This is a genomic window from Pseudonocardia zijingensis (genome assembly GCF_042657305.1).
GTDB lineage: Bacteria > Actinomycetota > Actinomycetes > Mycobacteriales > Pseudonocardiaceae > Pseudonocardia > Pseudonocardia zijingensis.
Genome location: NZ_JBHSKO010000005.1, coordinates 63078 through 88017 on the forward strand (window position 1 = coordinate 63078; position 24940 = coordinate 88017).

Annotated in this window: 26 protein-coding genes; 12 read left to right on the forward strand and 14 right to left on the reverse strand. The window is 72.8% G+C overall.

Features of this window, described 5'->3' with window-relative positions; translation table 11 throughout:
• The first annotated feature begins 59 nt into the window (after window positions 1-59).
• The 4 genes from ACFPL3_RS12420 (at window position 60) to ACFPL3_RS12435 (ending at window position 4801) form a co-directional block, all read left to right on the forward strand.
• Complete coding sequence (locus ACFPL3_RS12420) at window positions 60-1454, forward strand: FAD-binding oxidoreductase (protein ID WP_343940936.1); 1395 nt, start codon at window positions 60-62, stop codon at window positions 1452-1454.
• A gap of 67 nt (window positions 1455-1521) precedes the next feature.
• Window positions 1522-2910, forward strand: a complete 1389-nt coding sequence (locus ACFPL3_RS12425; RefSeq protein WP_343940935.1) for an FAD-binding oxidoreductase — start codon at window positions 1522-1524, stop codon at window positions 2908-2910.
• Between the two features lie 41 nt (window positions 2911-2951).
• Window positions 2952-4340 (forward strand): FAD-binding oxidoreductase, encoded by a 1389-nt coding sequence (locus tag ACFPL3_RS12430; RefSeq protein ID WP_343940934.1) that lies wholly within the window; start codon window positions 2952-2954, stop codon window positions 4338-4340.
• A gap of 38 nt (window positions 4341-4378) precedes the next feature.
• Window positions 4379-4801 carry a TIGR03667 family PPOX class F420-dependent oxidoreductase gene (locus ACFPL3_RS12435; RefSeq protein WP_343940933.1) on the forward strand — a complete coding sequence of 141 codons (423 nt, stop codon included), beginning with the start codon at window positions 4379-4381 and terminating at the stop codon, window positions 4799-4801.
• A 53-nt stretch (window positions 4802-4854) separates the two neighbouring features.
• Here ACFPL3_RS12435 and purU read toward each other — a convergent pair whose 3' ends face one another.
• On the reverse strand, window positions 4855-5754 hold the full coding sequence (gene purU, locus ACFPL3_RS12440; protein ID WP_343940932.1) for a formyltetrahydrofolate deformylase: 900 nt from the start codon (window positions 5752-5754) through the stop codon (window positions 4855-4857).
• A gap of 19 nt (window positions 5755-5773) precedes the next feature.
• Window positions 5774-6286 carry a DUF2505 domain-containing protein gene (locus tag ACFPL3_RS12445; RefSeq protein ID WP_343940931.1) on the reverse strand — a complete coding sequence of 171 codons (513 nt, stop codon included), beginning with the start codon at window positions 6284-6286 and terminating at the stop codon, window positions 5774-5776.
• A 52-nt stretch (window positions 6287-6338) separates the two neighbouring features.
• On the opposite strand from ACFPL3_RS12445, the gene ACFPL3_RS12450 reads away from it, so the two are divergent.
• The 3 genes from ACFPL3_RS12450 (at window position 6339) to ACFPL3_RS12460 (ending at window position 8921) form a co-directional block, all read left to right on the forward strand.
• Entirely contained in the window at window positions 6339-7388 is a 1050-nt protein-coding gene (locus ACFPL3_RS12450) for a UDP-N-acetylmuramate dehydrogenase (RefSeq protein ID WP_343940930.1), read from the forward strand.
• Between the two features lie 96 nt (window positions 7389-7484).
• Entirely contained in the window at window positions 7485-8663 is a 1179-nt protein-coding gene (locus ACFPL3_RS12455) for a L,D-transpeptidase (RefSeq protein ID WP_343940929.1), read from the forward strand.
• Window positions 8664-8708: 45 nt separating this feature from the next.
• Window positions 8709-8921 carry a hypothetical protein gene (locus tag ACFPL3_RS12460; RefSeq protein WP_343940928.1) on the forward strand — a complete coding sequence of 71 codons (213 nt, stop codon included), beginning with the start codon at window positions 8709-8711 and terminating at the stop codon, window positions 8919-8921.
• Here ACFPL3_RS12460 and ACFPL3_RS12465 read toward each other — a convergent pair whose 3' ends face one another.
• The 4 genes from ACFPL3_RS12465 to ACFPL3_RS12480 form a co-directional block, all read right to left on the reverse strand.
• Window positions 8922-9830, reverse strand: coding sequence for an SMP-30/gluconolactonase/LRE family protein (locus ACFPL3_RS12465; protein ID WP_343940927.1), 909 nt, complete (start codon window positions 9828-9830; stop codon window positions 8922-8924).
• Window positions 9831-9905: 75 nt separating this feature from the next.
• Window positions 9906-10256, reverse strand: a complete 351-nt coding sequence (locus ACFPL3_RS12470; protein WP_343940926.1) for a hypothetical protein — start codon at window positions 10254-10256, stop codon at window positions 9906-9908.
• A gap of 214 nt (window positions 10257-10470) precedes the next feature.
• On the reverse strand, window positions 10471-11211 hold the full coding sequence (locus tag ACFPL3_RS12475; protein WP_343940925.1) for an SDR family NAD(P)-dependent oxidoreductase: 741 nt from the start codon (window positions 11209-11211) through the stop codon (window positions 10471-10473).
• Window positions 11212-11905: 694 nt separating this feature from the next.
• Complete coding sequence (locus tag ACFPL3_RS12480) at window positions 11906-12157, reverse strand: DUF2530 domain-containing protein (protein WP_343940924.1); 252 nt, start codon at window positions 12155-12157, stop codon at window positions 11906-11908.
• A gap of 54 nt (window positions 12158-12211) precedes the next feature.
• Here ACFPL3_RS12480 and ACFPL3_RS12485 point away from each other — a divergent pair, with 54 nt between their 5' ends.
• On the forward strand, window positions 12212-13651 hold the full coding sequence (locus tag ACFPL3_RS12485; protein ID WP_343940923.1) for an NCS2 family permease: 1440 nt from the start codon (window positions 12212-12214) through the stop codon (window positions 13649-13651).
• A 130-nt stretch (window positions 13652-13781) separates the two neighbouring features.
• Here the strand turns inward: ACFPL3_RS12485 and ACFPL3_RS12490 are convergent, their stop codons facing one another.
• From ACFPL3_RS12490 to ACFPL3_RS12500, 3 genes are read right to left on the reverse strand one after another with little or no spacing between them, the layout of a single operon-like run.
• Window positions 13782-14807 carry a tripartite tricarboxylate transporter substrate binding protein gene (locus tag ACFPL3_RS12490; RefSeq protein ID WP_343940922.1) on the reverse strand — a complete coding sequence of 342 codons (1026 nt, stop codon included), beginning with the start codon at window positions 14805-14807 and terminating at the stop codon, window positions 13782-13784.
• Window positions 14804-16327 carry a tripartite tricarboxylate transporter permease gene (locus ACFPL3_RS12495; RefSeq protein WP_343940921.1) on the reverse strand — a complete coding sequence of 508 codons (1524 nt, stop codon included), beginning with the start codon at window positions 16325-16327 and terminating at the stop codon, window positions 14804-14806. The genes ACFPL3_RS12490 and ACFPL3_RS12495 overlap by 4 nt, the downstream gene beginning before the upstream one ends.
• Before the next feature lie 2 nt (window positions 16328-16329).
• Complete coding sequence (locus ACFPL3_RS12500; protein ID WP_343940920.1) at window positions 16330-16932, reverse strand: tripartite tricarboxylate transporter TctB family protein; 603 nt, start codon at window positions 16930-16932, stop codon at window positions 16330-16332.
• A 263-nt stretch (window positions 16933-17195) separates the two neighbouring features.
• Here ACFPL3_RS12500 and ACFPL3_RS12505 point away from each other — a divergent pair, with 263 nt between their 5' ends.
• Window positions 17196-18341: an LLM class flavin-dependent oxidoreductase gene (locus tag ACFPL3_RS12505; protein WP_343940919.1), complete on the forward strand. Its 1146-nt coding sequence runs from the start codon at window positions 17196-17198 to the stop codon at window positions 18339-18341.
• 136 nt (window positions 18342-18477) lie between these two features.
• Here the strand turns inward: ACFPL3_RS12505 and ACFPL3_RS12510 are convergent, their stop codons facing one another.
• From ACFPL3_RS12510 to ACFPL3_RS12530, 5 genes are all read right to left on the reverse strand, one after another.
• Window positions 18478-18957 (reverse strand): thioesterase family protein, encoded by a 480-nt coding sequence (locus ACFPL3_RS12510; RefSeq protein WP_343940918.1) that lies wholly within the window; start codon window positions 18955-18957, stop codon window positions 18478-18480.
• Between the two features lie 5 nt (window positions 18958-18962).
• Window positions 18963-19103, reverse strand: coding sequence for a hypothetical protein (locus tag ACFPL3_RS12515; RefSeq protein ID WP_343940917.1), 141 nt, complete (start codon window positions 19101-19103; stop codon window positions 18963-18965).
• A 371-nt stretch (window positions 19104-19474) separates the two neighbouring features.
• On the reverse strand, window positions 19475-20086 hold the full coding sequence (locus ACFPL3_RS12520; RefSeq protein ID WP_343940916.1) for a hypothetical protein: 612 nt from the start codon (window positions 20084-20086) through the stop codon (window positions 19475-19477).
• Window positions 20083-20856, reverse strand: coding sequence for a hypothetical protein (locus tag ACFPL3_RS12525; protein WP_343940915.1), 774 nt, complete (start codon window positions 20854-20856; stop codon window positions 20083-20085). Before ACFPL3_RS12525 ends, ACFPL3_RS12520 begins: the two co-directional genes overlap by 4 nt.
• A gap of 172 nt (window positions 20857-21028) precedes the next feature.
• Window positions 21029-22534, reverse strand: coding sequence for a glutamate-cysteine ligase family protein (locus ACFPL3_RS12530; protein ID WP_343940914.1), 1506 nt, complete (start codon window positions 22532-22534; stop codon window positions 21029-21031).
• Window positions 22535-22719: 185 nt separating this feature from the next.
• On the opposite strand from ACFPL3_RS12530, the gene ACFPL3_RS12535 reads away from it, so the two are divergent.
• From ACFPL3_RS12535 to ACFPL3_RS12545, 3 genes are all read left to right on the forward strand, one after another.
• Window positions 22720-23529: a TrmH family RNA methyltransferase gene (locus tag ACFPL3_RS12535; RefSeq protein ID WP_343940913.1), complete on the forward strand. Its 810-nt coding sequence runs from the start codon at window positions 22720-22722 to the stop codon at window positions 23527-23529.
• 73 nt (window positions 23530-23602) lie between these two features.
• On the forward strand, window positions 23603-23980 hold the full coding sequence (locus ACFPL3_RS12540; RefSeq protein WP_343940912.1) for a VOC family protein: 378 nt from the start codon (window positions 23603-23605) through the stop codon (window positions 23978-23980).
• A gap of 363 nt (window positions 23981-24343) precedes the next feature.
• On the forward strand, window positions 24344-24898 hold the full coding sequence (locus ACFPL3_RS12545; protein WP_343940911.1) for a DUF2537 domain-containing protein: 555 nt from the start codon (window positions 24344-24346) through the stop codon (window positions 24896-24898).
• The last annotated feature ends 42 nt before the right edge of the window (window positions 24899-24940 follow it).

Sequence of the window (24940 nt, forward strand, 5' to 3'; positions counted from 1 at the left end):
GCACTAACCCCGCTCCGCCCACCGGCGAACACTCCTGGTGCCGGCGAGGGAGGTGCCTGATGGTGCGGACGACGGAGGTCGAGGCCCTGCGGTCGAAGCTGTCGGGGGCGGTGATCACAGAGGACGACCCGGGGTACGACACGGCGCGCGTCCTGTGGAACGGGGTCTTCGACCGGCACCCGGCCGTGGTCGCCTGTTGCCGCTCCGCCGCGGACGTGGCGGAGGCGCTCGCGTTCGGCCAGGCCACCGGCCTGGAGATCGCGGTCCGGGGCGGGGGGCACTCGTTCGCCGGCGCGTCCGGGGTCGACGACGGCCTGGTGATCCACCTGGGTGGGATGTCCGACGTCGACGTCGACCCGCGGACGCGGCGCGCCCGGGTGGGCGGCGGTGCCACGTGGGCCGAGGTCGACGCGGCCGCGCAGGCGCACGGCCTCGCCGTGACCGGGGGCGTGATCAGCCACACCGGGGTCGGCGGCCTCACGCTCGGGGGCGGGATGGGCTGGCTGGCCAACCGGCACGGCCTCTCCATCGACAACGTCGAGTCGGCCGAGGTGGTGCTCCCCAACGGGCGGGTGGTGCGGGCGTCGGCGCAGGAGCACCCCGACCTGTTCTGGGCGCTGCTCGGGGGCGGCGGCAACTTCGGCGTCGTGACCGAGTTCGAGTTCCGGCTGCACCCGGTGGGTCCGGAGGTGCAGTTCGCCCTGTTCTTCTGGGAGGCGGAGCGCGGGACCGAGGCGCTGCGCGCCTGCCGGGACCTCATCCCGGCCATGCCCGCCGACCTGGGCATGATCGTGGGCGGCGCGCTCAGTGCGCCCCCGGCGCCCTTCGTACCCGAGCAGCACCACGGCCGGATCGGCCACGCGTTCCTCGTGGTGGGCTTCGGCACGCCGGACGAGCACGCGCGCGCGGTGGCACCGGTGCGGGAGGCGTGCCCGCCGCTGTTCGAGCTGCTGACACCGATGCCCTACACCGAGGTGCAGCAGTTGTTCGACGACAACTACCCGTTCGGGACCCTGGCCTACGACAAGGCGCTCGCCCTGCCGGAGCTCACCGACGACGCGATCGCCGTGATCGTCGAGCGGGCGCCGCAGAAGCGGTCCTCCGTGACCTTCATGCCGATCTTCGTCCTGCACGGCGCGGTCGCCGCGGTCGGCCCGGATGACACCGCATACGGCGGGCTGCGCCGCCCGCACTTCGTCGTCGACACGGCCGCGAGCAGCGCGGACCCGGAAGAGTTCGCGGCGGACCGGGCCTGGGTACGCAGTACGTGGGACCTGCTGCGCCCGCTCGCTCCCGACGCGGGTGGCTACCTCAACTTCCTCTCCGACCCCGGGGACGAGGAGCGGGTGCGCGCGACGTACGGAGCGGCGAAGTACGAACGGCTCGCCCGCATCAAGGCCGCGTACGACCCGGGCAACCTCCTCCACCGGAATGCGAACATCAAGCCCGCCTGAGACATCGGCTGTATCAGGGCCTTTGACGCCCGCTCCTCCTGTTCGGTACCGGACAGAGGGGGAGTGGATGACGAAGACGACGAACAGTGCCGTCGACGCCCTGCGCGCGGCGATGGACGGGAAGGTGCTGCTTCCAGGGGATCCGGACCTCGACCTCACGGCCCTGGTCTGGAACGGTGCCGTCGACCGGTCGCCCGCGGTGGTGGCGCGCTGCGCGTCGGCCGACGACGTCGCCGCGGCGCTGTGGTGGGGCCAGGAGCACGGGTTCGAGATCGCCGTGCGCGGCGGGGGCCACAACGTCGCGGGGGCCGCCGTGATCGACGGCGGTCTGACGATCGACCTCAGCGGGCTGGACTCCGTGGTCGTCGACCCGGTCACGCGGCGGGCGCGCTGCGGCGGCGGGGCCACCCTCGCCGCGCTCGACGCCGCCTGCCAGGAGCACGGCCTCGCCGTGCCGGCCGGCACGGTGAGCCACACCGGCGTGGCCGGGCTGACCCTCGGGGGCGGGTTCGGCTGGCTGAGCCCGATGGCGGGTCTGTCGATCGACAACCTGGTCTCGGCCGAGGTCGTCCTCATCGACGGGCGGGTCGTGCGGGCGAGCGAGGACGCCTACCCGGACCTGTTCTGGGCGTTGCGCGGCGGTGGCGGCAATTTCGGTGTGGTCACCGAGTTCGAGTTCCGGCTGCACCCGGTCGGCCCCATCGTCCACCTGGGGATGTTCTTCTTCGAGCTCGACCGGGCGGAGGAGGCGGTCCGGCTGGGCCGCACGTTCTTCGCCGGCGCCCCGCGCAACGCGAGCGGGGCGATGGTCGGCGTGCACGCTCCGCCGGCGCCGTTCGTGCCGGTGGAGGCGCGGCGCTCGCCCGGGGTCGCGGTCATGGCGGTCGGGTTCGGCACGGCCGAGGAGCACACCACCCTGATCGCACCGCTGCGGGAGGCGCAGCCGCTGTTCGAGTTCGTCACGCCGATGCCGTACGTCGGGCTGCAGCAGATGCTCGACGACGGCTCGCCGTGGGGTGTGCACGCCTACAGCAAGGGTCTCTACCTGGACGAGCTGTCCGACGACGCGATCGGCGTGGTGGCGGCGCAGCTGCGGGCGAAGCCGTCGCCGATGTCGCAGGTGCTGCTGTTCCCCCTGGGCGGTGCCTTCGCGGACGTGCCCGACGAGGCCACGGCCTTCGGCGGGCGGCGGTCCGCGAAGTTCGCCGTGGTGGTCGACGCCGTTGTGCCCGACCCGCTGATGTTCGACCCCGAGCGGCGGTGGGCGCGATCAACCTGGGACGCCCTGCGCCCGTTCGCCGCCGACGACGGCACCTACGTGAACATGATGACCGAATTCGAGGACGACCGCGTCCGCGCCTCGTACGGCGCGAAGTACGAGCGGCTGTCGCTGATCAAGGCCGTGTACGACCCGCGCAACGTCCTGCGCGCCAACGCGAACATCAAGCCCGCCTGACGTCGGGTCGGGTGGCGGTCCCTCCAGGAAGGAGCCCAGCCATGACTCGGATCGGATCCGTGGCTGAACTGCGGGCGGACATGGTGGGGGCGGTGATCCAGCCCGGCGACCCCGGGTACGACGAGGCGCGGTCGGTGTGGAACGGCGACATCGACCGCCGCCCCGCCGCAGTGGCCCGCTGCGCGTCGGCCGCCGACGTCGCTGCCGCGCTCGCCTACGCGCGGGACGCGGGGCTGGAGGTGGCCGTCCGCGGCGGGGGGCACGGCTACTGGGGCGCCGCGGTGCCGGAGGGCGGCCTGATGATCGATCTGAGCACCATGAACCGGGCGACCGTCGACGTCGAGGCCAGGCGGGTCCGGTGCGGCGGCGGGGCGAGTCTGGCCGACCTGGACGCCGCCACGCAGGAGCACGGGCTGGCGGTCACCGGCGGCACGATCAGCCACACCGGCGTCGGCGGCCTCACCCTCGGGGGTGGGATCGGCTGGCTCAGCCGCAAGTGCGGCCTGTCCATCGACAACCTCGTCTCGGCCGAAGTGGTGCTCGCCGACGGGCGGGTGGTGCGCGCCTCGGCGCAGGAGCACCCCGAGCTGTTCTGGGCGTTGCGCGGCGGTGGGGGCAACTTCGGCGTGGTCACCGAGTTCGAGTTCCGGCTGCACGAGGTCGGCCCGATCGTGCACCTGGGCCTGTTCTTCTACGAGGTGGATCGCTGCGCGGCCGCCCTGCGCCGCGGCCGCGACCTCATCGCGGGGCTGCCCGACGACGCCGGGGCGATGCTCGTCGCGCTGGACGCCCCGCCGGCACCGTTCGTGCCGGAGGAGCACCACTTCGCCCGGGGCGTGGCCGTGCTCGTCGCCGGCTTCGGATCCGCCGAGGAGCACGCGCGGCTGGTCGCGCCGCTGCGGGAGGCCATGCCACCGCTGTTCGAGCTCGTCACGCCGCTCCCGTACACCGAGCTGCAGAGCATGCTCGACGACGCCGCGCCGTGGGGGAGCCACGCCTACACGAAGGCGCTCATGCTGGAGGACCTCCCCGACGCGGCGATCGACGTGCTCGCCGAGCGGCTGCCGTCCAAGACCTCGCCGATGACCCTCGTGCCGATCTTCGCCCTCGGCGGGGCCTACGCACGTGTCGGCGAGGACGAGACGGCGTTCGGTGGCAGCCGTGCCGCGCGGTTCGCGCTCACCATGGACGCGGTCGCGCCGGACGCCGAGACACTGGCCGTCGACCGCGCCTGGGTGCGCTCGCTCTGGGAGGCCATGCGCCCGTTCGCGCGGAACGCGGGCAGCTACGTCAACTTCATGGCCGAGTACGAGGAGGACCGGGTGCTGGCCTCCTACGGTCGGGACAAGTACGACCGGCTCGCCGCGATCAAGGCCGAGTACGACCCCGGCAACCTCTTCCACCTGAACGCGAACATCAAGCCGGCCTGACCGGGAATCCGGGGGCGCCGCGCGGCATTCTGCCGGGCATGACATTCGCCCTGCCCGACACCGAGTTCGGTGCCCGCGCGGCGCGCCACCTCAGCGACGACGTCGTGGCCTGGCTCACGATCGTCGACGCCTCCGGCACGCCGCAGCCCACACCTGTCTGGTTCCTCTGGGACGGCTCCTCGATCCTCGTCTACAGCAAGGGTGACGCGAAGCGGCTCGCGCACCTGCGGGCCAACCCGCGCGTCGCGTTCCACTTCGACAGCGTGGACGCCGCGGCGCACGTCGTGGTGCTCACCGGCGAGGCCGTGGTGGACGAGGACGTGCCGCCGGTGCCGGAGAACCCGGAGTACCTGGCCAAGTACGGCGAGCGCATCACGCGGGGGTGGGGCGGCGCCGAGCAGTTCGCGTCGATCTACTCGGTGCCGCTGCGCATCCGCCCGACCCGGGTGCGCGGCTTCTGAACCCCGTGAGTGGATACGAGTGCCAGAGCACTCGTATCCACTCACGGGTGGGGTCAGGGGAAGACCACGGTCTTGTTGCCGTGCACGAGCACCCGGTCCTCGAGGTGCCAGCGCAGCCCGCGGGCGAGCACCAGCCGTTCGATGTCGCGGCCGCGGCGCACCATGTCGGCGGCGGTGTCGCCGTGGTCGACCCGGATCACGTCCTGCTCGATGATGGGGCCCGCGTCCAGGTCCGGCGTGACGTAGTGGCAGGTGGCGCCGATGAGCTTGACGCCGCGGGCGTACGCCTGGTGGTAGGGGCGGGCGCCCACGAACGACGGCAGGAAGCTGTGGTGGATGTTGATCGCCCGTCCGGCCCAGTCGCGGCACAGGTCGGGCGGCAGGATCTGCATGAACCGGGCGAGCACCACGGCGTGCGGGTCGTGCTCCTCCACGAGGTGGCGCACCTGGCCGAACGCCTCCGCCTTCGCCGCCGCCCTGGCGTCCGGGTCGCCGCCGGGCGGTGGGAACGGCACGTGGTGGAACGGCACGCCGTGGGCGCGCACGATCGGTCCGAGCCGATCGTGGTTGCCGATCACGCAGGCCAGCCGCACGGGCAGCTCCCCGGCCGCGACGCGGCCGAGGATGTCGTGCATGCAGTGGGCCTCCTCGCTCACCAGCATGACGACGCGTTTCGGCTCGCGGGTGTCGGTGACCGTCCACGTGGTGTCGCCGCCCAGGTCGGCGGCCACGGTGGCGAACCGCTCCCGCAGCTCCTCCGCGCCGAACGGCAGGGATTCCGCCCGCACCACCTGGCGGGTGAAGAACCAGCCGGTGGCGGGGTCGGAGTGGTAGCCCGCCTCCACGATCCAGCCGCCGGCATCGGCGAGGAAACCCGCGATGCGCGCGACGATCCCCGTGGTGTCGGGGCAGCTCAGCGTGATGACGTACCGGTGCTCGGCCGTGGGGTCCACATGAGGATGGTGCCCGGTGTCAGGGCCGCCCGTTGCCGGAGAGCCAGTCCTGGGTGAACGCGGTCTCCGCGGCGAGCAGCCGTTGCACCTGGTCACCGACCACGGCCTCGATCTTGCTCCCGAACAGGGGAACCGTCACCCGCACCTCCAGCCGCACCTCCAGCTCGCTGCCGCCGTCGGAGAGGTCCCGAAGGCGCATCCCGCCGTTCGCGGACGCTGGCGCGCCGGGGATCGCCACGTCGACGTCGCCGTGGTAGCGGCCGCTGTCCTCGCGGGTCCACCGCTCGTCGCGCTCGACCGTGATGTCCCCGGGCAGCACGCTGCGCACCGCCGAGGGGAGATCCTTCGCGTCGAGACCGAGCCGGAGCCGGTAGCGCGCGCCCTCGAGGTCGGCCGTGTGCTCCAGGAGGCTCGCTCCGGGGCCGCCGATGCGGTCCAGCCGGGCACGGAGGTAGTCGGGGTCGACCATCGTGGCGTAGACCTCGTCCGCCGGGTGCGGGGAGACGGACCGGAAGTCGATCTGCCGGGGCATGAGCGGAGGCTACCCGGTGGCCGGTAGCGGTCCTGCCTTACCGTTGGCGCCCGTGCCGGTTCCCGACGTGCTCCCGCCGCCGACGCAGCGGCTCGCGCCGCTCACCACGCTGCGGCTGGGCGGACCCGCCCAGCGGTTCGTCGAGGCCACCACGGCGGACGCGGTCGTGCGGGAGGTGCGCGCCGCCGACGCAGCGGGCGAGCCGTTGCTGCTGCTCGGGGGCGGCTCCAACGTCGTGATCGCCGACGAGGGCTGGCCGGGCACCGTGGTCCACGTCGCGAACACCGGCCGGCGGGTGGAGCGCCGCCCCGACGGCTCGGTGCTGCTCACGGTGGAGGCGGGCACCGAGTGGGACGAGGTGGTCGCCGCTTGCGTGGCCGACGGGCTGGGCGGGCTGGAATGCCTGTCGGGGATCCCCGGCCGGACGGGCGCCACCCCGGTGCAGAACGTCGGCGCGTACGGCGTGGAGGTCTCCGACCTGCTCGTCGACGTCGATCTCTACGACCGGCGCAGCGGCGCCGTGCGCACCCACGTTCCGGCCGCGGAGCTGGGGCTCGCGTACCGCACGAGCGTGCTGAAGGGCCGCGACGACGCCGTGGTGCTGCGCGTGCGGTTCGCCCTGCCGGGCACGGCCGACAGCGCGCCCGTGCGCTACCCGGAGCTCGCGCGCACCCTGGGCGTCGAGGTGGGCGGGCAGGTGCCCGCGGCCGCCGCCCGGGAGGCGGTGCTCGACCTGCGCCGCGGCAAGGGCATGGTGCTCGACGCCCACGACCACGACACGTGGAGCGCCGGGTCGTTCTTCACCAACCCGGTGCTGCCGGAGGGGGACGTGCCGGACGGCGCGCCCCGCTATCCCGCGGGGCCCGGCCTGGCCAAGGTGCCTGCGGCGTGGCTGATCGAGCGGGCGGGTTTCCGGCGCGGCCACCCCGGACCCGGCGGGCGGGTGGGCCTCTCGGGCAAGCACGTGCTCGCGCTCACCAACCGCGGCCGGGGTACCACCGCCGAGTTGCTCGCGCTGGCCCGGGAGGTGCGCGACGGCGTGTCGTCACGGTGGGGAGTCACACTGTCGCCCGAACCGGTTCTCGTCGGCTGCGTGATCTGAGCGCCGCGTAATCTGGATCCGGGGCTGGCTGCCGGGCAACCGTCGCGTCCGCGGGGCGTCCGTGCAGTGGGGAAGCTCTGGCAAGGGGGACTGGTTTTGCGCAGGATCCTGCTCGCGCTGGCCACTGTCGTGGTCGCGTTGTTGGGTGTGGTGACGATCGCCACGGCCGACCCGTCGGGGCGGGTCGGCGAGCCCGTGGTGCCACCGGTGCTCGAACCGCCGGCCACGCTCGCCTACTCACCCGGCCCCGACGCGAAGGACGTCGACCCGCGCACGTCGGCCACGATCACCGTCACCGACGGCACGCTCGACAGCGTCACGCTGACGGGCCCGGACGGCGCGGCCGTCGCGGGCGAGCCGGACGGCAACGGCACCGGGTGGAGCAGCACCGAGGAGCTCGAGTACGGCGCCACCTACACCTGGAGCGGCTCCGCCACCGGCCGCGACGGTGCCGTCGTGCCGGTGAAGGGCTCGTTCACCACGCTCACGCCGCAGAAGGTGGTGCGCGGCACGCTGAACATCGGCGACGGGCGCACCGTCGGCGTGGCGGCGCCCATCCGCATCCAGTTCAACGACCACGTCGACGACCGCGCGGCCGTGGAGCGGGCGCTGTCGGTCGAGACGTCGGTGCCCGTCGAGGGCTCCTGGGGCTGGCTGCCCGACGAGGGGGGCGGCTCGCGGGTGGACTGGCGGCCCCGCGAGTACTGGCCCGCCTACACCACGGTCACCGTCACCGCCGACTTGTTCGGCGTGCCGTACGGCGGCGGTAAGTACGGGGCGGCCGACGTCACCAGCACGTTCGAGATCGGCCGTTCCCAGATCGTCAAGGCCGACGCCTCGAGCCACCGCGTGCAGGTCATCCGCGACGGCAAGCAGGTGTTCGACTTCCCCGCGAGCTACGGCCTCGACTCCGACCCGCGGCGCAACACCCGCACCGGCGTCCACGTCGTCACCGAGAAGTTCCCGGAGCGGCGGATGATCAGCCAGCAGTTCGACTACGACGTCAACATGAAGTGGGCCGTGCGGATCAGCAACAACGGCGAGTTCCTGCACGCCCAGCCCGCCACGGTGGGGGTGCAGGGCTCGTCGAACGTCAGCCACGGCTGCATCAACCTGTCCCCGGCGAACGCCAAGTCGTACTACGACTCCGCGATCTACGGCGACCCCGTCGAGGTCAGCGGCACCAACGTCGCGCTCTCGGCGCGTGACGGCGACATCTGGGACTGGACGCTGTCCTGGGAGGAGTGGAAGGGCCTGTCGGCCCTCGGGAGCTGAGCAGCGCAGGCGAGTAGGCCGGTCGGGACGCGGGTACGCGCGGGCATGCGCCCCGACGAGCTCAACGACCAGGTCGACAGCCGTGCCACGCCGCTGCCCGAGGAGGCGCGGGTGGAGGAGGGCGGTGAGGACCGCCGGGCCGAGGCGAGGGAGATCCTGCGCGACTCCGAGCAGCGCGTCGACGAGGCGGCCGGCGGGCCGCGCCCGGCGGACGCGGCCCGGGAGAACCGCCCCACCGACGAGACGGCGGGTGGGTGATCAGGCGCCGCGCAGCAGCGCCGCCGCGTCCCGCACCGTGCTGCGGATGCGGTAGAGGCTCGTGCTGGCCGTGATGTAGATGGTGCGGCCGTCGGCGCCGCCGAAGCACAGGTTGGCGATCTTCTCCGGCACCGGGATCCGCAGCAGCATCGTGCCCGCCGGGTCGAAGACCTGCACGGAGTCGTGGCTCGACGTCCACACGTTGCCGTGCTCGTCCACTCGGAACCCGTCGGGGACGCCCGGCGAGACCTCCACGAACTCGCGCCCGTTCTTGCACAGCCGCCCGTCGAACACGTCGTAGACGTGGATGGAGTGGCCGCCGGGGCGGTCCGGGTCGCGCTCCCCGCCGGGCGGGGACGCTCCGGAGTCGGCGACGTAGAGCAGCGACTCGTCGGGGGAGAACGCCAGGCCGTTCGGCGTCTCGACGTCGATCACGGCCGGGACCACGGACCCGTCGCGCGGGTCGAAGCGGAACACGTAGTGGTCGCCGTACTCGAGCTCGCCCTCGTGACCCTCGGTCGGCTTCAGGATCCCGTACGACGGGTCGGTGAACCAGATCGTGCCGTCGCTCTTCACCACCACGTCGTTCGGCGAGTTGAGCCGCACGCCCGCCCACCGGTCGACCACGTTCTCCACCACGCCGCCGCGGTCGCGCTCCACCCGCCGCCTGCCGTGGGAGCACTGGATCACCGAGCCGTCCAGGTCGAGCGTGCGGCCGTTGGTGAACTCGACGCCCTCCTGGTACACGCTGAGCTCCCCGGTGGTCTCGGAGAACTCCAGGATGCGGTTGTTGGGGATGTCGCTGTAGCGCACCGCGGCGCTCCCGGGGAGCCAGACCGGGCCCTCGGCCCAGATCGATCCGGTGGCGACCTTCTCCAGTTCGGCTCCGGGTTCGAGCAGGTCTCGCATCAGCCGGCTCTCCTTCGTGACGTCCGGCCGTCAGGCAATCATCCCCGGTGGGGCCGGTCAAGATCGCCTCATGGATCAGGCGTCAACGCACCTGCTCGACTTCTGCGCCCACGGCGTGATCGCAACCCCGCTGCCGATCGTCGGCGGGTTCGGGCCGGTGTCGACGATCCCGATCTCGATCTCGCGCCACTGGTCGTCCGGGCACACGGCGTTCTCCTCGAGGACGTGAGAGACCATTCCCAAGATCACCGAGTTGATCGCACACCCCACAGGACTTGTGGTCATGCACATCACCGCTTGCGCGGTCAGCGGCAGCCCGTCAGCCACCGCCTTCTGACCTCCGGGGCTCACGCGAACCACCATGCCCCCCTCCTCGAACGGAACCTTCCCGTCGGCCGCCATGGCGGAACCGGGGAGCGCCACCACGAGCCCCAACGCTGCGACCGCAGCGGCCGCGAACCTGCTGGGATACCGTGCCCAGCCAGGCGCGGGAAGCGACTCGCGGTGGGCGGAACCGTCACAACTGAGGCGAATCATCGGGCGCTCCCCCTCCGTGCCGCCCCTCGGGCGTGGGCGGCGCGATGAGGACGATGGCACCCGGCCGCGTCGTTGATGAAGGAAGACTTCTTCCGGACCGGCCCTATCGGTCCGTGCGATGGGCGCGGGTGGCACTCGCCTGGGCCCGCGGCTTCAGCACGATCTGGTCGAGGTTCACGTTCGACGGCCGGGTGGCGGCGAACGCGATCACGTCGGCCACGTCGTCCGGCGTGAGCGGCGTGATCCCCCGGTAGACGCCCGCGGCCCGTTCCTCGTCGCCGTCGAATCGCACCAGCGAGAACTCGGTCTCGACCATCCCCGGCAATACCTCGGTGAGCCGCACCGGCTGCCCGAGCAGCTCGCCGCGCAGCGTGCGGTGCAGCACCGACTGCGCGTGCTTCGCACCCGTATACCCGGCGCCGTTGTCGTAGACCTCGATCGCCGCGATCGACGTCACCGTGATGATGTGCCCGTCGCCGGAGGCCAGCAGCGCGGGCAGCAGGGCCTTCGTCATGCGCAGCGTGCCCATCACGTTGGCTTCGAACATCCAGCGCCACGCGTCCTCGTCGGCCTCGGCCACCGGCTCGAGCCCTTTCGCGCCGCCCGCGTTGTTGACCAGCAGCCTGCAGTCCGGCACGGCCGCGGCGAAGGCTGCCACCGAGTCGCCGTCCGTGACGTCCAGCCGGATTGCGGTGCCGTCGATCTCGGCCGCGATCTCGGCGCACCGGTCGACCCGGCGCGCCCCGAGCACGACGTGGAAGCCCGCCTTCCCCAGGGCGCGAGCGGTGGCGGCGCCGATGCCGGAGCTGGCGCCGGTGACAACTGCGGTCGGTCGATCGGTCATACCGGAACCCTATGCGGGCGTCGGCAGCGCGAGCAGCACACCAGGGCGCTCGTCACGACCGCCGGCCGCGCCACGCGCGAGTCGTGCTGCTCCCGCGCCGAGCCGCACCCCAGCGCGACCGACGCGACGCCGAGGTACTTCTGGCGACCGTTGATCATCGTGAGCAGCACACGAGGGCGCTCGTCACCACCGGGAGGAGCGGCTCGCGGGATCACGCGGAGGCCGGTCGATCGGCGCACCCGCTCCGGCGACAAGCAGTACCTCAATGCGATCAAGGAGCGTTCAGGTGCTTCTCGCCTCTGGCAGTCGGGGTGAGCAGCACGTCAGGGTGCTCGTCGAGACCGTGGGGTGCGGCTCGCCGATCGTGGGCGGTGCCGCGGGGAGGCGAGGCCGGGCCGATCGAGGCGTGGGTGAGCGGACTCCGGACGCCGAGCAGCACATCGGTGCGGTCGGTGGGGCGCTCAGGTGCTGGTGATCTCTCGGTGGGCTGGGTGGGCAGTACATCAGGGTGCTCGTCGGGACCGTGGAGTGCTGCTCGCGGGACCTGTGCCCCGCGGGCGGCGGATCGCACGCTCGCATCGCGCCGAGCAGTACGTCAGCGCGGCCTAGCGACGCTGAGGTACTTCTGGCTGCTGATGATCCTTCTGAGCAGCACGTCAGGGCGCTCGGCACGACCGTCATGTACGGCTCGGGGCTACTCGAGGCCCTGCTGTGCCGTACGGGAGCCGCGGCGCGCGGCCGCCCGCTGCCACGCGAAGATGCCGTAGCCCACGGCGCCGAGGAGGACGCCGGCCAGGCACGTGGTGAACCAGATGTCGAGCGGGCGGACGCCCAGCAGCGCGGCGACGAGGAGCACCACCGCGGCCACCAGCCACAGCACGCTGCCCACCACCGCCACGACCGCCGGCCGGGACAGCCGGGGCGACAGCGGCGGGGGCGAGATCACGCCGAGGAGAGTACGCGGATAGCGCCCGTGACACGGGGCCCTTACCCTGCGCGCGTGATCGAACGCCTCTTCCGCGTCGACGAACGCGGGTCCACGGTCGGCCGGGAGCTGCGCGGCGGCCTCGTGACGTTCGTGACGATGGCCTACATCGTCGTGCTGAACCCACTGATCATCGGCAGCTTCACGGCGGACGGGCCGGGTGCCAAACCGGACGCGCTGGGCAACGTCCTCCCGGTGGCGCAGGTCGCGGCCGTCACGGCGCTCGTGGCCGGTGTGATGACGCTCCTGTTCGGGCTGATCGTGAACTACCCGTTCGCGATCGCCACCGGTCTCGGGCTGAACGCGTTCGTCGCCTTCACGCTCGCGCCGCAGATGAGCTGGCCGGAGGCCATGGGGCTCATCGTGGTGGAGGGGCTCGTGGTGCTGGCGCTCGCCGCCACGGGCTTCCGCACGGCGGTCTTCAACATCGTGCCGCAGTCGCTCAAGGCGGCGATCGCGGTGGGGATCGGGCTGTTCATCGCCTTCATCGGCCTGGTGGACGCCGGGTTCGTGCGGCGGGTGCCCGACGCGGCGGGCACCACGGTGCCGGTGGGGCTGGGAATCGACAACTCGATCGCGTCGTGGCCCACCTTCGTGTTCGCGGTGGGGCTGCTCGTCACCGGCACGCTGGTGGCTCGCGGCGTGCGCGGCGGGATCCTCATCGGCGTCGCCGTCACCACGGTGTTGGCCGTGGTGGTGGAGGCGATCGCGCAGGTGGGGCCCTCGGAGGGCACGAACCCGCAGGGCTGGGGGCTCTCCGTGCCCGCGCTGCCGGACAGCGTGGTGGGCATCCCGGACCTCTCGCTCGTGGGTGCGTTCTCGTTCGGCGCGTTCACCCACGTCGACCTGCTCACCGTGGTGCTGCTGGTGTTCTCGCTGGTGCTCGCCGACTTCTTCGACACGATGGGCACGATCACCGGGCTCGGCCGCCAGGCCGGCTTCATCGGCGCCGACGGGCAGCTGCCGAAGATCGGGGCCGCGCTGGTGGTCGACGCCGCCGGTGCGGTGGCGGGCGGGGTGGCCTCGTCGTCGTCCAACACCGTGTACGTCGAGTCGGCGTCCGGGATCGCGGAGGGGGCGCGCACCGGCCTCGCGAGCGTGCTCACCGGGGTGCTGTTCCTGCTGGCGATGTTCTTCACGCCGCTCTACACGGTGGTGCCGATCGAGGCGGCGGCGCCCGCGCTGGTGGTCGTCGGCGCGCTGATGATCCGGCAGATCACCGACATCGACCTCACCGACTTCCGCGTGGCGCTCCCGGCGTTCCTCACGATCGTGGTGATGCCCTTCACCTACTCGATCGCCAACGGGATCGGGGCGGGGTTCGTCTCCTACGTCGTGCTGGCGGCGGCCACCGGGCGGGCGCGGCAGGTGCACTGGCTGATGTGGGTGGTGGCCGTGGCGTTCGCGGCGTACTTCGCGGTGGGGCCGCTGCGCGGGTTGTTCGGCGTTGCGTGACGGGGGTTGCGCGTCGAGAAGAGGGTAGGCTAACCTCAGCTCGTCGCTTCGTGGTGGGAGCGGCGCGTCAGTTCGGGAAACCAGTGGGGCCCCGGCCGATCCGGCCGGGGCCCCACAGGCGTTCCAGGGGTCAGCCCGCCACGTTGTAGCGCTGCAGCAGCTCGCCCATCACCTTCTCCTGATCGCGGAGGAACTGCTCGAACTCCGCGGTGGGGAGGTAGCTGTCGGAGGTGGAGAAGACCTGCTCCTGGAACCCCTGGAACGTCGGGTCCGCCACCACCTCCGCGCAGGCGTCGTCGAGCTGGTCGATCAGGGCCGGGTCGGTGTCGGCGTGCACCACGACGCCCCGGAACTGCGGGAGGACGAACTCCGCCGGGATCCCGAGGTCGGTGGCGCTCGGCACGCCCTGGTAGGCGGCGATCGGCTCGCCGGCGAACAGGACGACCGGCACGAAGTCGCCGGAGTCGAGGTACTGGCGCACGTCGCCGAGCTGCTCGTAGAGCGCGTCGACCGAGCCGCTGAGCAGTGCCGCGTAGCGTTCGCTCGGCTCGGCGAAGGGCACCGCCCGGAACGCGGTGGTCTGCGACTCGGTCAGTGCGGCCAGCATGAGGTCGTCGACGCCCCCGCGGCCGACGGTGGCCACCTTGACCTCGTTCGGCCGTTCCTTCGCGGCCGCGGCGAGGCCGTCCCACGTGCCGCCGAAGGTGTCCTTGCGGACGAGGAGGGCCGACGGCATGTTCTGCAGACGGCACACGGCCTTGATCTGGTCGAGCTGGAACTGCGACGTGCCGAGCGGGACGGTGGCGAGCGTGTCCTGGATGAGCACCGCCATGGAGTCGGGACGGCCGGTCACCAGCTTGTTCAGTCCCACGTTGCCGGTGGCGCCGGGCACGTTGACCACGGGCACGCTGACGCCGAGCGACCGCTCCATCACCTGCGCCGCGGCGCGGGCGACCTGGTCGGACCCGCCGCCCGCGCCGAAGGCGGCGATCATCGTGATGGGCCGGTCCGGCAGGGCGGGGGCACCGCCCTCGGCGCCGCGGTCCGGCCCGGCCGTCTGCGGGGTGGCACAGGCGGCCGCGAGGATCGCCCCGGCGACCGTGACGGCGGCGGCGTGCAGCGTCGTGGACCTCCGTCCCGTGCGTCTGCGGTTCATCGTGCATCTCCCTCGTGTCGAGACGTGATCGCGGTGCGGGACCGCCGGAAGGCCTGCAGGCCCACCAGCGCGACGACGAGGACCCAGACACCCATCAGTGCGCCGCTGATGGGCCGGGTGACGAAGACCGTGAGGTCGTTGGCGTACGAGATCATGGAAGTCAGGAAGAATCGCTCGGCCAGCGGCCCGAGGATCGCGCCGAGCACGAGTGGCGAGATCGGGAAACCGAAGCGGTTCATGAGCGTCCCGAGGCCGGCGAAGGCCACCATGAGCCAGACGTCCGCCATCGAGTTGCGCAGGGCGAATGCGCCGATGAACGAGAACAGCACGATGAACACGGCCACGTAGGGCTCGGGCACCTTGAGGATGCGGATCATCGGCTTGGCGGTCAGGAGACCGGCCACGAACATGAGCACCACGCCCACGAGGAGCGCCGCCAGGATCGTGTGGATCAGTTCGGGCTGGGTCCGGAAGATGTCCGGGCCGGGCTGCACGTCGTGCAGCAGGAGCGCGCCGAGGATCACGGCGGCCGATGCGCTCCCCGGGATGCCGAGCACCAGCATCGGGATGAAGGCACTTGCGACCGTGGCCGTCGACGCCGCCTGCGGGCCGATGACGCCTGCCGGTGATCCGTTGCCGACATCGCGCCGGTACTTGCCGAACTGCCTCTCGAGCCCGTAGGCCACGAACGAGCCGACCGTGGCCCCGGCGCCGGGGACGGTGCCCATCAGGGAGCCGATCAGCACCCCGCGCCCGAGGCTGCCCGACCGCTCCCACAACGCCTTCGGCCCGGGGACGACCGTGCGGATCCGCTCCGGCTGCTGCGTGGTGGCGTCGCCGCCGAACCGGTTCGCGAACCGCGTGACGACCTCGCCGAGCGAGTACACGCCGATCATCACGACGATCCAGTCGACGCCGCTCTGCAGCACCGGGCTGCCGAAGTCGAAGCGCAGCTCGCCGTAGACGGAGTCGACGCCGACGGTGGCGAGGAGCATGCCGCCGATCAGGGAGATGAACGCCTTGAGCACGGACCCCTGGGAGAGCGCGAGCACGCTGGTGAGACCGAGCAGGACGATCACGAAGTACTCGACCGAGGAGAAGCTCAGCGCGATCTGCGCGAAGGGCTGCGCCGCGAAGGCCAGGAACAGCCAGGAGACGAGGCCGCCGACCAGCGCCGACGTGGCCGCCCACCCGAGGGCCTGCGCGCCCTGGCCGCGGCGGCTCATCGTGTAGCCGTCCCAGAGCAGCGGGACGTGGTTCGGCTCCCCGGGTACGCGCAGGAGGATCGCCGTGATCGCCCCGCCGTACGTGCCCGCGACGTACACGGTGACCATGACGATCAAGCTCGCGTCGACGTCCATCCCGTACGTGAACGGGAGGATGAGCAGCACACCCATCACGAACGTGAGGCCCGGCAGCACGCCGATGAGCAGCCCGAGCAGCGTGCCGAGGACGAGCAGCGCCCAGAGGGTGACGTCGAAGGACAGGATGGTCTGGACGACGCCGGCGAGGGTGTCCATCGTCAGTAGATCCCGATCAGTTCGTAGACGCCCACGGTGAAGGTGTCGAAAATCCCGACGCCGCTCGGCACCGAGATGTACACGACTTTCAGGAAGAGGAACGAGAACGTGAGTGCGGCCGCCACTCCGAGTGCCGTGTTGAGTACGGTGCGGCGCCTCCCGGAAAGGAGGAGGAAGCCCACGACGAATGCGGCGGTGGCGATCAGGTATCCGAGGTAGATCGCCGCGGTGACGTATCCGACGATGCTCAGTATCGCGATTGCCGCGCGCCGGCCGTCGGCGGCCGGCTCGTCGTTCCCGGGGTCGGAATCGGATTCGGAGCGGGGTTCGTCGGGGTCGGTGCCGCCGGACCGGAGCGCCCGGGCCTTCTGGCCCACCCGGGCGAGGGTGCACACGGCGAGCAGGACGATCAGGAGGCGCGGCCAGAAGGCGGGCCCGAGGTCCTGCGGCTGTCCGGCCCGGAACCAGGCGGTCTGCAGCCACAGCACCGCCGCCACCACGAGCAGGGCGATCTCGGGCAGGAAGGTGCGCAGCGTCGTGAGCCGGTGCCGTGCCCCGTGCGACGTGTCCAGGCCCACGGGGTGGCGAGTGCTGGAGTCGGTCATGAGGGCCGGGGCTCCTCTTCGTCGGGAAGCGGCTGGGTGCCGGGGACGCGGTGGCGGCATCGGAAGAATGCGCCACCGCATTCGAAACGTATCAGCGTGCGCGGTCGTGGTCCGTCCCGTGTGATGCGGCCCGCTGTGCGTAAAATGTACGAACATTTCCGTGGAATCGGCTCGGATAAGTCCGGCCAATTGCATGCGCCGGTCGATCGGGTTTGATGGGCCGGTCCGACCCGTCCAGGCGATCCGGAGAAGGTGTGAGTGCCATGCGCGTGCACTGGTTCCTGCCCACGTACGGCGACAGCCGCCTGCTCGGCAACCAGCACCCGGGTGTCGGCTCGGCCGCCCGGCGCCGTCCGCCCACGCTGCGGTACCTGACGCAGGTGGCCCAGGCCGCTGAGGCCGTCGGCTTCGACGCCGTGCTCACGCCCACGGGGATGTGGTGCGAGGACGCGTGGCTCACCACCGCGATGCTCGCGCAGGCCACCGAGCGGTTGCGCTTCCTGGTCGCCTTCCGGCCCGGGATGCTGACGCCCACCCTGGCCGCGCAGATGGGCGGCACCTTCCAACGCCACTCCGGCGGACGGCTGCTGGTCAACGTGGTGACGGGCGGTGCGCCGGCCGAGCAGCAGGCGTACGGCGACTTCCTGGACAAGGACGCCCGCTACGCCCGCACGGGCGAGTTCCTGCACGTCGTGCGCGCGCTGTGGCGGGGCGAGACCGTCGACTTCACCGGCGAGCACCTGAGCGTGCGGGGTGCGTCGCTGGAGCAGGTCCCGGATCCGGTGCCCGAGATCTACTTCGGCGGCTCGTCGCCCGCGGCGGGCGCGGTGGCGGCCGAGCACGTGCAGGTCTACCTCACCTGGGGCGAGCCGCCCCAGCAGGTGGCCGAGAAGATCGCGTGGGTGCGGGGCCTCGCGGCGGAGCGGGGCCGGACGGTCCGCTTCGGCATCCGGCTGCACGTGATCGCCCGGGACACCTCCGAGGAGGCGTGGGCCCACGCCCAGGCGCTGCTCGACGCCATGGACCCCGCGGTCATCGCGCAGACCCAGGCCGGGCTGGCCCGCAGCGAGTCGGAGGGCCAGCGCCGGATGCGCGAACTGCACGGCGGTTCGCTCGAGCGCCTCGAGGCGGCACCCAACCTGTGGGCGGGCATCGGCCTGGTCCGCGGCGGTGCCGGAACGGCGCTGGTCGGCAGCCACACCGAGGTGGCCGACCGGATCGCGGAGTACCACGAGCTGGGCATCGACGAGTTCGTGCTGTCCGGCCACCCCCACCTGGAAGAGGCCTGGTGGGTCGGTGAGGGCGTGCTGCCGGTGCTGCACGCGCGGGGGCTGTGGGAACCGCCGTCAGGAACACCGGCCGCCGCGATCGAGGACGAGACAGCGGTCCCATTCGCGAGGGCGAGGTAAGGCGGCCCCGCCGCCCTGCCCCGCCCCCCGTACCCCGCCCCCGAACGCCAGCAAGGTGGCTTTACTGGCGTAATCGGCCAGTAAAGCCACCTTGCTGGCACATCGGGGTGGGGTCACCGCATCGGGGGTCGCCGGGTCAGGCCATCGCCGCGACGCCCGCCAGGATCGGCTTCGGCACCCGGCGGCCGAGGGCCTGCTGCTGCTGGAGCAGCGCCGACTTGGGGTCCAGCCGCCGCGCGGTGAACCGCGCGAGGCCGACCACGCAGAAACCCAGCACTCCCGAGGCGACGAGTTCCACGTCGTCGCGGGCGTCGACCTGCCATTCGCTGTACCGACCGTCCGCGAGCGTGCAGTGGGCCGTCACGGTCAATGTCGCTCCCGCCGGAACCGGCGCCACGTGCGTGAGTTCGAAACGCGTGCCCAGTGAGCACTCGTCGGCCTCGATGAATCTGCTGATGGCGAGCATGGGAGGCCATTCGCACACCCCGAGCAGCCAGCCGCTCGCCATCACCTCCGGCTTGTGGATGAACTCCGGCACGCCGGGGAGCAGTCGTTGCACCATGTTCTCCCGGCCCACGCGGTAGGTGACGGTCTCGGTCGTGCCCACCGTGAGCATGCCGTTCACCAGCGGGTGCCGTCGTGCGCGAGGTGGTCGTCCTCGTGCGCGGGGTGTCCGACGCAGACCCACTCCTGGTCCGAGACGGGGCGCAGGGCCTCGCCGCAGATCGTCGTGGTGCCGGCGTCGTTCAATTCGAAGTGCACTTTCTCTCCTGGCAGTTCCGAACTCGGCGCGGGACCGCGCCGAGAAGGCAGGGGTGACGCGGAACCGGATTCGTCGTCGAAGTGCCGGCCCGCTCCGGCAAACGTCCGGGAACGTGATCCCGGGTTTGCGGAGCCCAGTGTGCATGACCGATTCAGAGCGGGCCGGGGTATCCGCTCACCCCATTCGGGAGACGCGGCCCACCCACCGGGACCGCGAGATGATCATGATTGCGCCGGTGCCGGGCCCGCTTGACCCGGACGATCAGACGTCTCCCAAGCGATCGATCAGGTAGACGTGGGCGACACACCCCCGGCCGCGCGGGCCGCCATTTCACCCGGCCTGGGTACCCCGCCCGGGTGGGCGGGCCCGCCTACCGTCCGCGCCCGGCCGCCACGGGGTCGCCCTCCAGCGCCTCGTCGTCGGGTTCCGGGGTGCGCGGGACCGGCCGCGGCGGCGCCACCGGCGCGGGCCGGTGCAGGCCCCGCCACAGCGTCGCGGACGTGCCTGTGACGCCCGCGGGCCGGGAGACCAGCGGGGGGACCGCGCGCTGCAGCTGGCCCGACCCGACGAGGGCGGACACGATCCGGTGCAGCCCCGCGGCGTAGCCGCGCACGTCGGGAGGCAGGCGTTCGGGGGCGTAGGCGAGCACGGCGGCGGCCTCCGCGCGAGCGTCGGCCGCCACCCAGCGGCGCACGTGCGGGAGCGCGATCACGGCGCCGAACCCGGGGGGCGGGGGGAACGCGGGGGCGCCCGGGACGAGCGGGGTGAGCACGAGCACCGGCCGCGGCCCCGACGGCGCGCACGCCATCGCGGCGGCCTGCCGGAGCGACTGCCCGTCGGACCCGCAGACCAGCACGTCGGCCTCCCCGGCCGAGCCCGGAGCGAGCATGCCCCCGTGGACCGCGTGCAGGGCCGCGGCGAGCGTGCGGGCGCCGCATCCCCGGCCGACGCCGACGATCACCGGGCGGCGCACGCGGGTCATCGGGCACCCCCGGAGAGCTCGGCGAAGGGATCGTCCTCGGCGAGGGTGTGCTCGCCGCCCCAGCCGGCGGGCGGGACGGGCGGAGGTGGCCTGTCCTCGCCGAGCGTCTCCTCCCAGGCGTCGACGGCCAGCCTGCCGTTCTCCCAGATCACCGGCACCGACAGCCGTACCCAGCGCGACGCCTGGCTGCGCCACCCGCGACCGGTGGGCGCCGGCGCCACGGCGGGCACCCCCACCTGCGCCTGCTCCGCGTCGGCGCCGGAGGGTCGGCCCTCGTGCTCGCCGACGGCCCGGTACGGCGTGACCCGGACGCGGACGTCGACGAGCACGCGCCCGTCGCCGTCGGAGCGCACCCGCCCGGGGAGGGCGAAGTCGGCGCGCTGCCTGCCCTCGCCGTTCCACCCGATGCGGGCCGGGTCGCCGCCCGGGACGACCAGGTAGTCGCGCAGCACCCGGCCGCGGCGGGCGGGCTCCTCCTCGTCCCAGGACAGGTAGTCGACCGCGAACGCGCCGGCCAGGGCCGCGGCCTCGGCCGGATCGGGTGTGGGGGAGGGACCGGGTTGCCAGGCCGGGCGGGGCGGCGGGACCGGGGCGAAGCCGCGCGGGTCGGTGGGGGGTTCGGCGACGTGCGGCGCGGCCCACCCGGTGGGCCAGGCCGTGCCGGCCCAGCGGGGGCCGGGAGGGGGCGCCTCGGGGCCCGACGCGGGGTGCGTGCCCGGCTCGGGGTGGGCTTGCCCCGGGGAACGGCCGAAGAGGCGGAACCGGGCCACGGCCGTCACCGGCCCGCGGGGACGGCGGGGCGGCCGGGGCGGGCGGGATCGCGCATGGTTCCCCCATCGGTCGGGCGCAGCACGACGTCGACGGTAGGAAGGACCGTGGCCGTCGTGGGCCGGATCCGGGGGAGCGGTTTGCGATCGTGAACGCGGGCGGTCGTGATCGCGGTCAGGGGACCGGCCAGGTGTGCACCGGCTCGTTGGCGGCCGACCACTCCAGGTAGCGCGTGAGCATGCCGTGCAGCGCGGTGGGCCGGTCGGCGCCGCCGTCCTCGAGGGCGGCCACCGTGTCGAGCTGCCAGCTCGCGCCCGTGCGGCGGGTGACGCAGCGCTGCTCGACGATCGACAGGAAGCGGTCGGTGACGTCGCTCTCGACTCCCCAGCGCGCCAGCCCGTCGGCCGCCTGCGGGAGCAGCTTGCGCAGCACCAGCTCGTCGGGGCGGATCCAGCCGGTGCCCGGCCAGTACAGGGGGCCGTCCAGCCCGTGGCGGGCGGCGGTGGTGAAGTTCTCCTCGGCGGCCTCGAACGACATCATGCTCCACAGCGGGCGCTCGGCCTCCACGAGCGTGCGCAGCAGGCCGTAGAAGAACAGGGCGTTGGCCACCATGTCCACCACGGTGGGTCCGGCGGGCAGCACCCGGTTCTCCACGCGCACGTGCGGCACGCCGTCGGCCACGTCGTAGACCGGGCGGTTCCAGCGCCAGATCGTGCCGTTGTGCAGCCGCAGCTCGTCGAGGCCCGGCACCTGGCCGGCCTCGAGCTCCGCCATCGGATCGCTGTCCTCGGTGACGGGCATGAGCGCCGGGAAGTAGCGCCCGTTCTCGGAGAACAGGTCGAGGATCGAGGTGATCCAGCGTTCGCCGAACCACACGCGTGGCCGGACGCCCTGGTTGCGCAGCTCCGGCGTGCGCACGTCGCAGGACTGCTCGAAGAGCGGCACGCGGGTCTCGGCCCACAGCCTCGAACCGAGCAGGAACGGCGAGTTCGCGCCGACGGCGAGCTGCACGCCCGCGAGGCACTGCGCGGCGTTCCAGTAGCCGGCGAACGAGTCGGGGTGCACCTGCAGGTGGAGCTGCATCGACGTGCACGCCGCCTCCGGCGCGATCGAGTCGAAGTCGGCCTGCAGGTGTTCGGGCGCGACGCCGTGTTTGCCGGAGGGGTCGTCGCCCGCGATGTCCAGGCGGATCGGCTCGCCCCTGGCGCTCAGCATCTGCTCGTTGAGCGTGGCGTAGCGCTGGTCGGGGGAGAGCGCGTCGACCACGAGGTGGCGGCGCTCCAGCGTGGGCAGGATCCCGATCACGGCGAGCTGCGCGCCGCAGTCGACCGCCTTGGCCCGGGCCACGGCGAGCTCCTCGACCAGGTGGCGCTCGAGGTGGCCCCACTCGTCGCCGGGCAGCGGGCGCGGCGGCAGATTCAGCTCGAGGTTCCAGCGCCCCAGTTCGGACTGGAACTGCGACGAGCCGATCGCGTCGAGCACGTCGGCGCCCGCGAGCGACGGCGCGAGGTCGTGGCCCACCAGGTTGAGCTCCACCTCGAGCCCGGTCATCGGCTCGTCGTGGGCGAACGGGTGGTCGCGAAGCATGATCGCCAGCGCGTCGAGACAGCGCTGCACCTTCGCACGGTAGCGCTGGCGATCGCGTCGACTGAACGTCCGTCGGTCGACGTCCTGGCCCATGCCTGCGCTGCCTCCCGACCCCGGGTGGTGCCCGGAGCTCCGCTCGATGCTCGCGGGCGAGCGGCCGCGGCGGCGGCCGCGACGCGCGCGGGCTGTCCACCTTGGCACCCGTGGTGATCCCTTCGCTACGGCCGACCGGATGACCGCTGCAGCCCGACCGGCGCAGCCTGGGACGATGGAGCGCCGTGGCGACCATCACTCCCGTCGACGACCCGGCCGATCCGCGCGTCGACGACTTCCGCGACCTCACCACCGCCGACCGCCGCCCCGACCGGCCAGGTGGCCGGGGCCTGGTGATCGCCGAGGGTGTCGTGGTGGTGCGGCGCATGATCGAGTCGCCGTACCCGGTGCGGTCGCTCCTGGGCGTGCCCCGCCGATTCGCCGAGCTGGCCGACGACCTCGCCGGGCTTCCCGTGCCCGCCTACGCCACCGACGCGGACACGATGGCCGCGGTCGTGGGGTTCCACCTCAACCGGGGTGTGCTCGCGGTGGCCGACCGGGCCGCGCCCCCCGACGCCGCCGCGCTGCTGCGGCGCGCCCGCCTCGTGGCCGTGCTGGAGGGCGTGAACGACCACGAGAACCTGGGAGCGCTCTTCCGCAACGCCGCGGCGCTGGGCGTCGACGCGGTGCTGCTGGGCCCGCGCTGCGCCGACCCGCTCTACCGCCGCAGTGTGCGCGTGTCCATGGGGCACGTCCTGCGCGTCCCGTTCGCCGAACTGCCGGGCCCGTGGCCCGCGTCGCTGGACGTCCTACGGGCCTCCGGCCTGCGCGTCGCCGCGCTCACCCCCGCAGCCGACGCCCGGCCCCTCACCGCGGGCGGGCCGGCGGGGCAGCGGGTCGCCGTGCTGCTCGGGGCCGAGGGCCCCGGGCTCACCGCGGAGGCGATGGCCGCGGCCGACCTGCGGCTGCGGATCCCGATGGCCCCCGGCGTCGACTCGTTGAACGTGGCGACGGCGGCCGCAGTGGCCTTCCACGTGCTGGGATCGCCGGCCTGACGCCGCCGCTTCCCGTCCGCTTCGTCCGGATACCTTGGCGTCGTTTCGCATCCCGTCGAGGAAGGCACGGCCCATGACGAAGATCCGGGAGATCGTGTTCGACTGCCGGGACGCGGCGGGGCTGGCCCGCTTCTGGGCCGCCCTTCTCGACGGTTACGCCGTTCGTCCCTATGACGACGACGAGATCGCGCGACTGGCTGAGAAAGGGCTGACCCCGGAGACCGATCCCACCGTGATGGTCGACGGCCCTGGCCCGATCCTCTGCTTCCAGCAGGTGCCGGAGCCGAAACGGGCCAAGAACCGGGTCCATCTCGACATCACGGTCCAGGACCGTACGGCCGAGGTCGGCCGGCTGGTCGAGCTCGGTGCATCGGTGCTGGAGGAGTTCGACACCTGGACCACCATGCTGGATCCCGGGGGCAACGAGTTCTGTCTCACCGAGGCCGCGTAGCGCTCTGGTGCAGGCACTCCGGGGGATGCGACCGCGGTGACCCGGCAGGGGCGCTTGCGCCTGTCCTTCTCCCGTGCAGCCGGTCGGGTCCCTTCAGGCGGAGCCGCCGCAGCCCGAGCGGGCCCATGGGTTCGAGGACGGCGAGTGCTACGCCGAGGCGCTCGTCGAGGTCTTCGTCGAGGAGTACTCCGGGCCGGGCGACCTGGTCTTTCGATCCCTTCGCAGGGTCGGGAACCACCCTGGTGGTCGCCGAGCGGCCGGGCGGGCGCCCACTCGGGCTGGAGATCCAGGCCGAGCGTGTCGACTTCGTCAGGTCACGGCTGCCGCGCTGCCGGCGAGACGCCGGGAACCTAGGCTGGCGGGGTGCGGCTCGCCTCGGGGGGACGGGTCCTGCTCGGCGAGCGCCGGGCAGGCGATCCGCCGCTGCCGGGCGAGCTCGAGGACGCGCTGCGGGAGTGGGCGGCGTTCGCCGTGCGGGTCGCCGGCTCGGGCGGGCCTGCGGAGCGCGAGATGCTGCAGCGCCGGGGCCGGCAGCTGGCCGTACGGCTCGCCGACGCGCTCGGCCGCACCGTCACCTACACCGATCCCGTCTCCGGGCGGGTGGAGGCCGTGCCCGCCCCGCAGACCGGGCCGATCCCGCGCCGCACCGACGACGCGGAGCCCACGCCGTGGGCCACCGGGCTCACGATCTCGGCCTTCACGGCGGTGGTCGTCGTGGTCGGCGACGTGGCCGTGAGCAGCGCGTTCGCCGAGGCGTTCGGGCTGCTCTGGGTGCCGGCCAACATCCTCGTCGCCATCGGGCTCGCCCCGTCGCTGCACCTGCTGCGGTTCACGCCGTTCTGGCGCTGGCCCGCGATCGGCACCGCGGCCGGGCTCGTGATCGCGTGGGTGGTGCTGCTGCTCGGGCAGCTCGGCTGACGCCCAGACAAGGGGCGCGCACCGCTACCGATCGGCAGCGGT

Bases quoted from the DNA above. Each gene is read 5' to 3' on its own strand.
- ACFPL3_RS12420 (WP_343940936.1), top strand. From the start codon at position 60: ATGGTGCGGACGACGGAGGTCGAGGCCCTGCGGTCGAAGCTGTCGGGG.
- ACFPL3_RS12425 (WP_343940935.1), top strand. From the start codon at position 1,522: ATGACGAAGACGACGAACAGTGCCGTCGACGCCCTGCGCGCGGCGATG.
- ACFPL3_RS12430 (WP_343940934.1), top strand. From the start codon at position 2,952: ATGACTCGGATCGGATCCGTGGCTGAACTGCGGGCGGACATGGTGGGG.
- ACFPL3_RS12435 (WP_343940933.1), top strand. From the start codon at position 4,379: ATGACATTCGCCCTGCCCGACACCGAGTTCGGTGCCCGCGCGGCGCGC.
- ACFPL3_RS12445 (WP_343940931.1), bottom strand. From the start codon at position 6,286: ATGCCCCGGCAGATCGACTTCCGGTCCGTCTCCCCGCACCCGGCGGAC.
- ACFPL3_RS12460 (WP_343940928.1), top strand. From the start codon at position 8,709: ATGCGCCCCGACGAGCTCAACGACCAGGTCGACAGCCGTGCCACGCCG.
- ACFPL3_RS12465 (WP_343940927.1), bottom strand. From the start codon at position 9,830: ATGCGAGACCTGCTCGAACCCGGAGCCGAACTGGAGAAGGTCGCCACC.
- ACFPL3_RS12475 (WP_343940925.1), bottom strand. From the start codon at position 11,211: ATGACCGATCGACCGACCGCAGTTGTCACCGGCGCCAGCTCCGGCATC.
- ACFPL3_RS12490 (WP_343940922.1), bottom strand. From the start codon at position 14,807: ATGAACCGCAGACGCACGGGACGGAGGTCCACGACGCTGCACGCCGCC.
- ACFPL3_RS12495 (WP_343940921.1), bottom strand. From the start codon at position 16,327: ATGGACACCCTCGCCGGCGTCGTCCAGACCATCCTGTCCTTCGACGTC.
- ACFPL3_RS12500 (WP_343940920.1), bottom strand. From the start codon at position 16,932: ATGACCGACTCCAGCACTCGCCACCCCGTGGGCCTGGACACGTCGCAC.
- ACFPL3_RS12505 (WP_343940919.1), top strand. From the start codon at position 17,196: ATGCGCGTGCACTGGTTCCTGCCCACGTACGGCGACAGCCGCCTGCTC.
- ACFPL3_RS12510 (WP_343940918.1), bottom strand. From the start codon at position 18,957: ATGCTCACGGTGGGCACGACCGAGACCGTCACCTACCGCGTGGGCCGG.
- ACFPL3_RS12520 (WP_343940916.1), bottom strand. From the start codon at position 20,086: ATGACCCGCGTGCGCCGCCCGGTGATCGTCGGCGTCGGCCGGGGATGC.
- ACFPL3_RS12530 (WP_343940914.1), bottom strand. From the start codon at position 22,534: ATGGGCCAGGACGTCGACCGACGGACGTTCAGTCGACGCGATCGCCAG.
- ACFPL3_RS12540 (WP_343940912.1), top strand. From the start codon at position 23,603: ATGACGAAGATCCGGGAGATCGTGTTCGACTGCCGGGACGCGGCGGGG.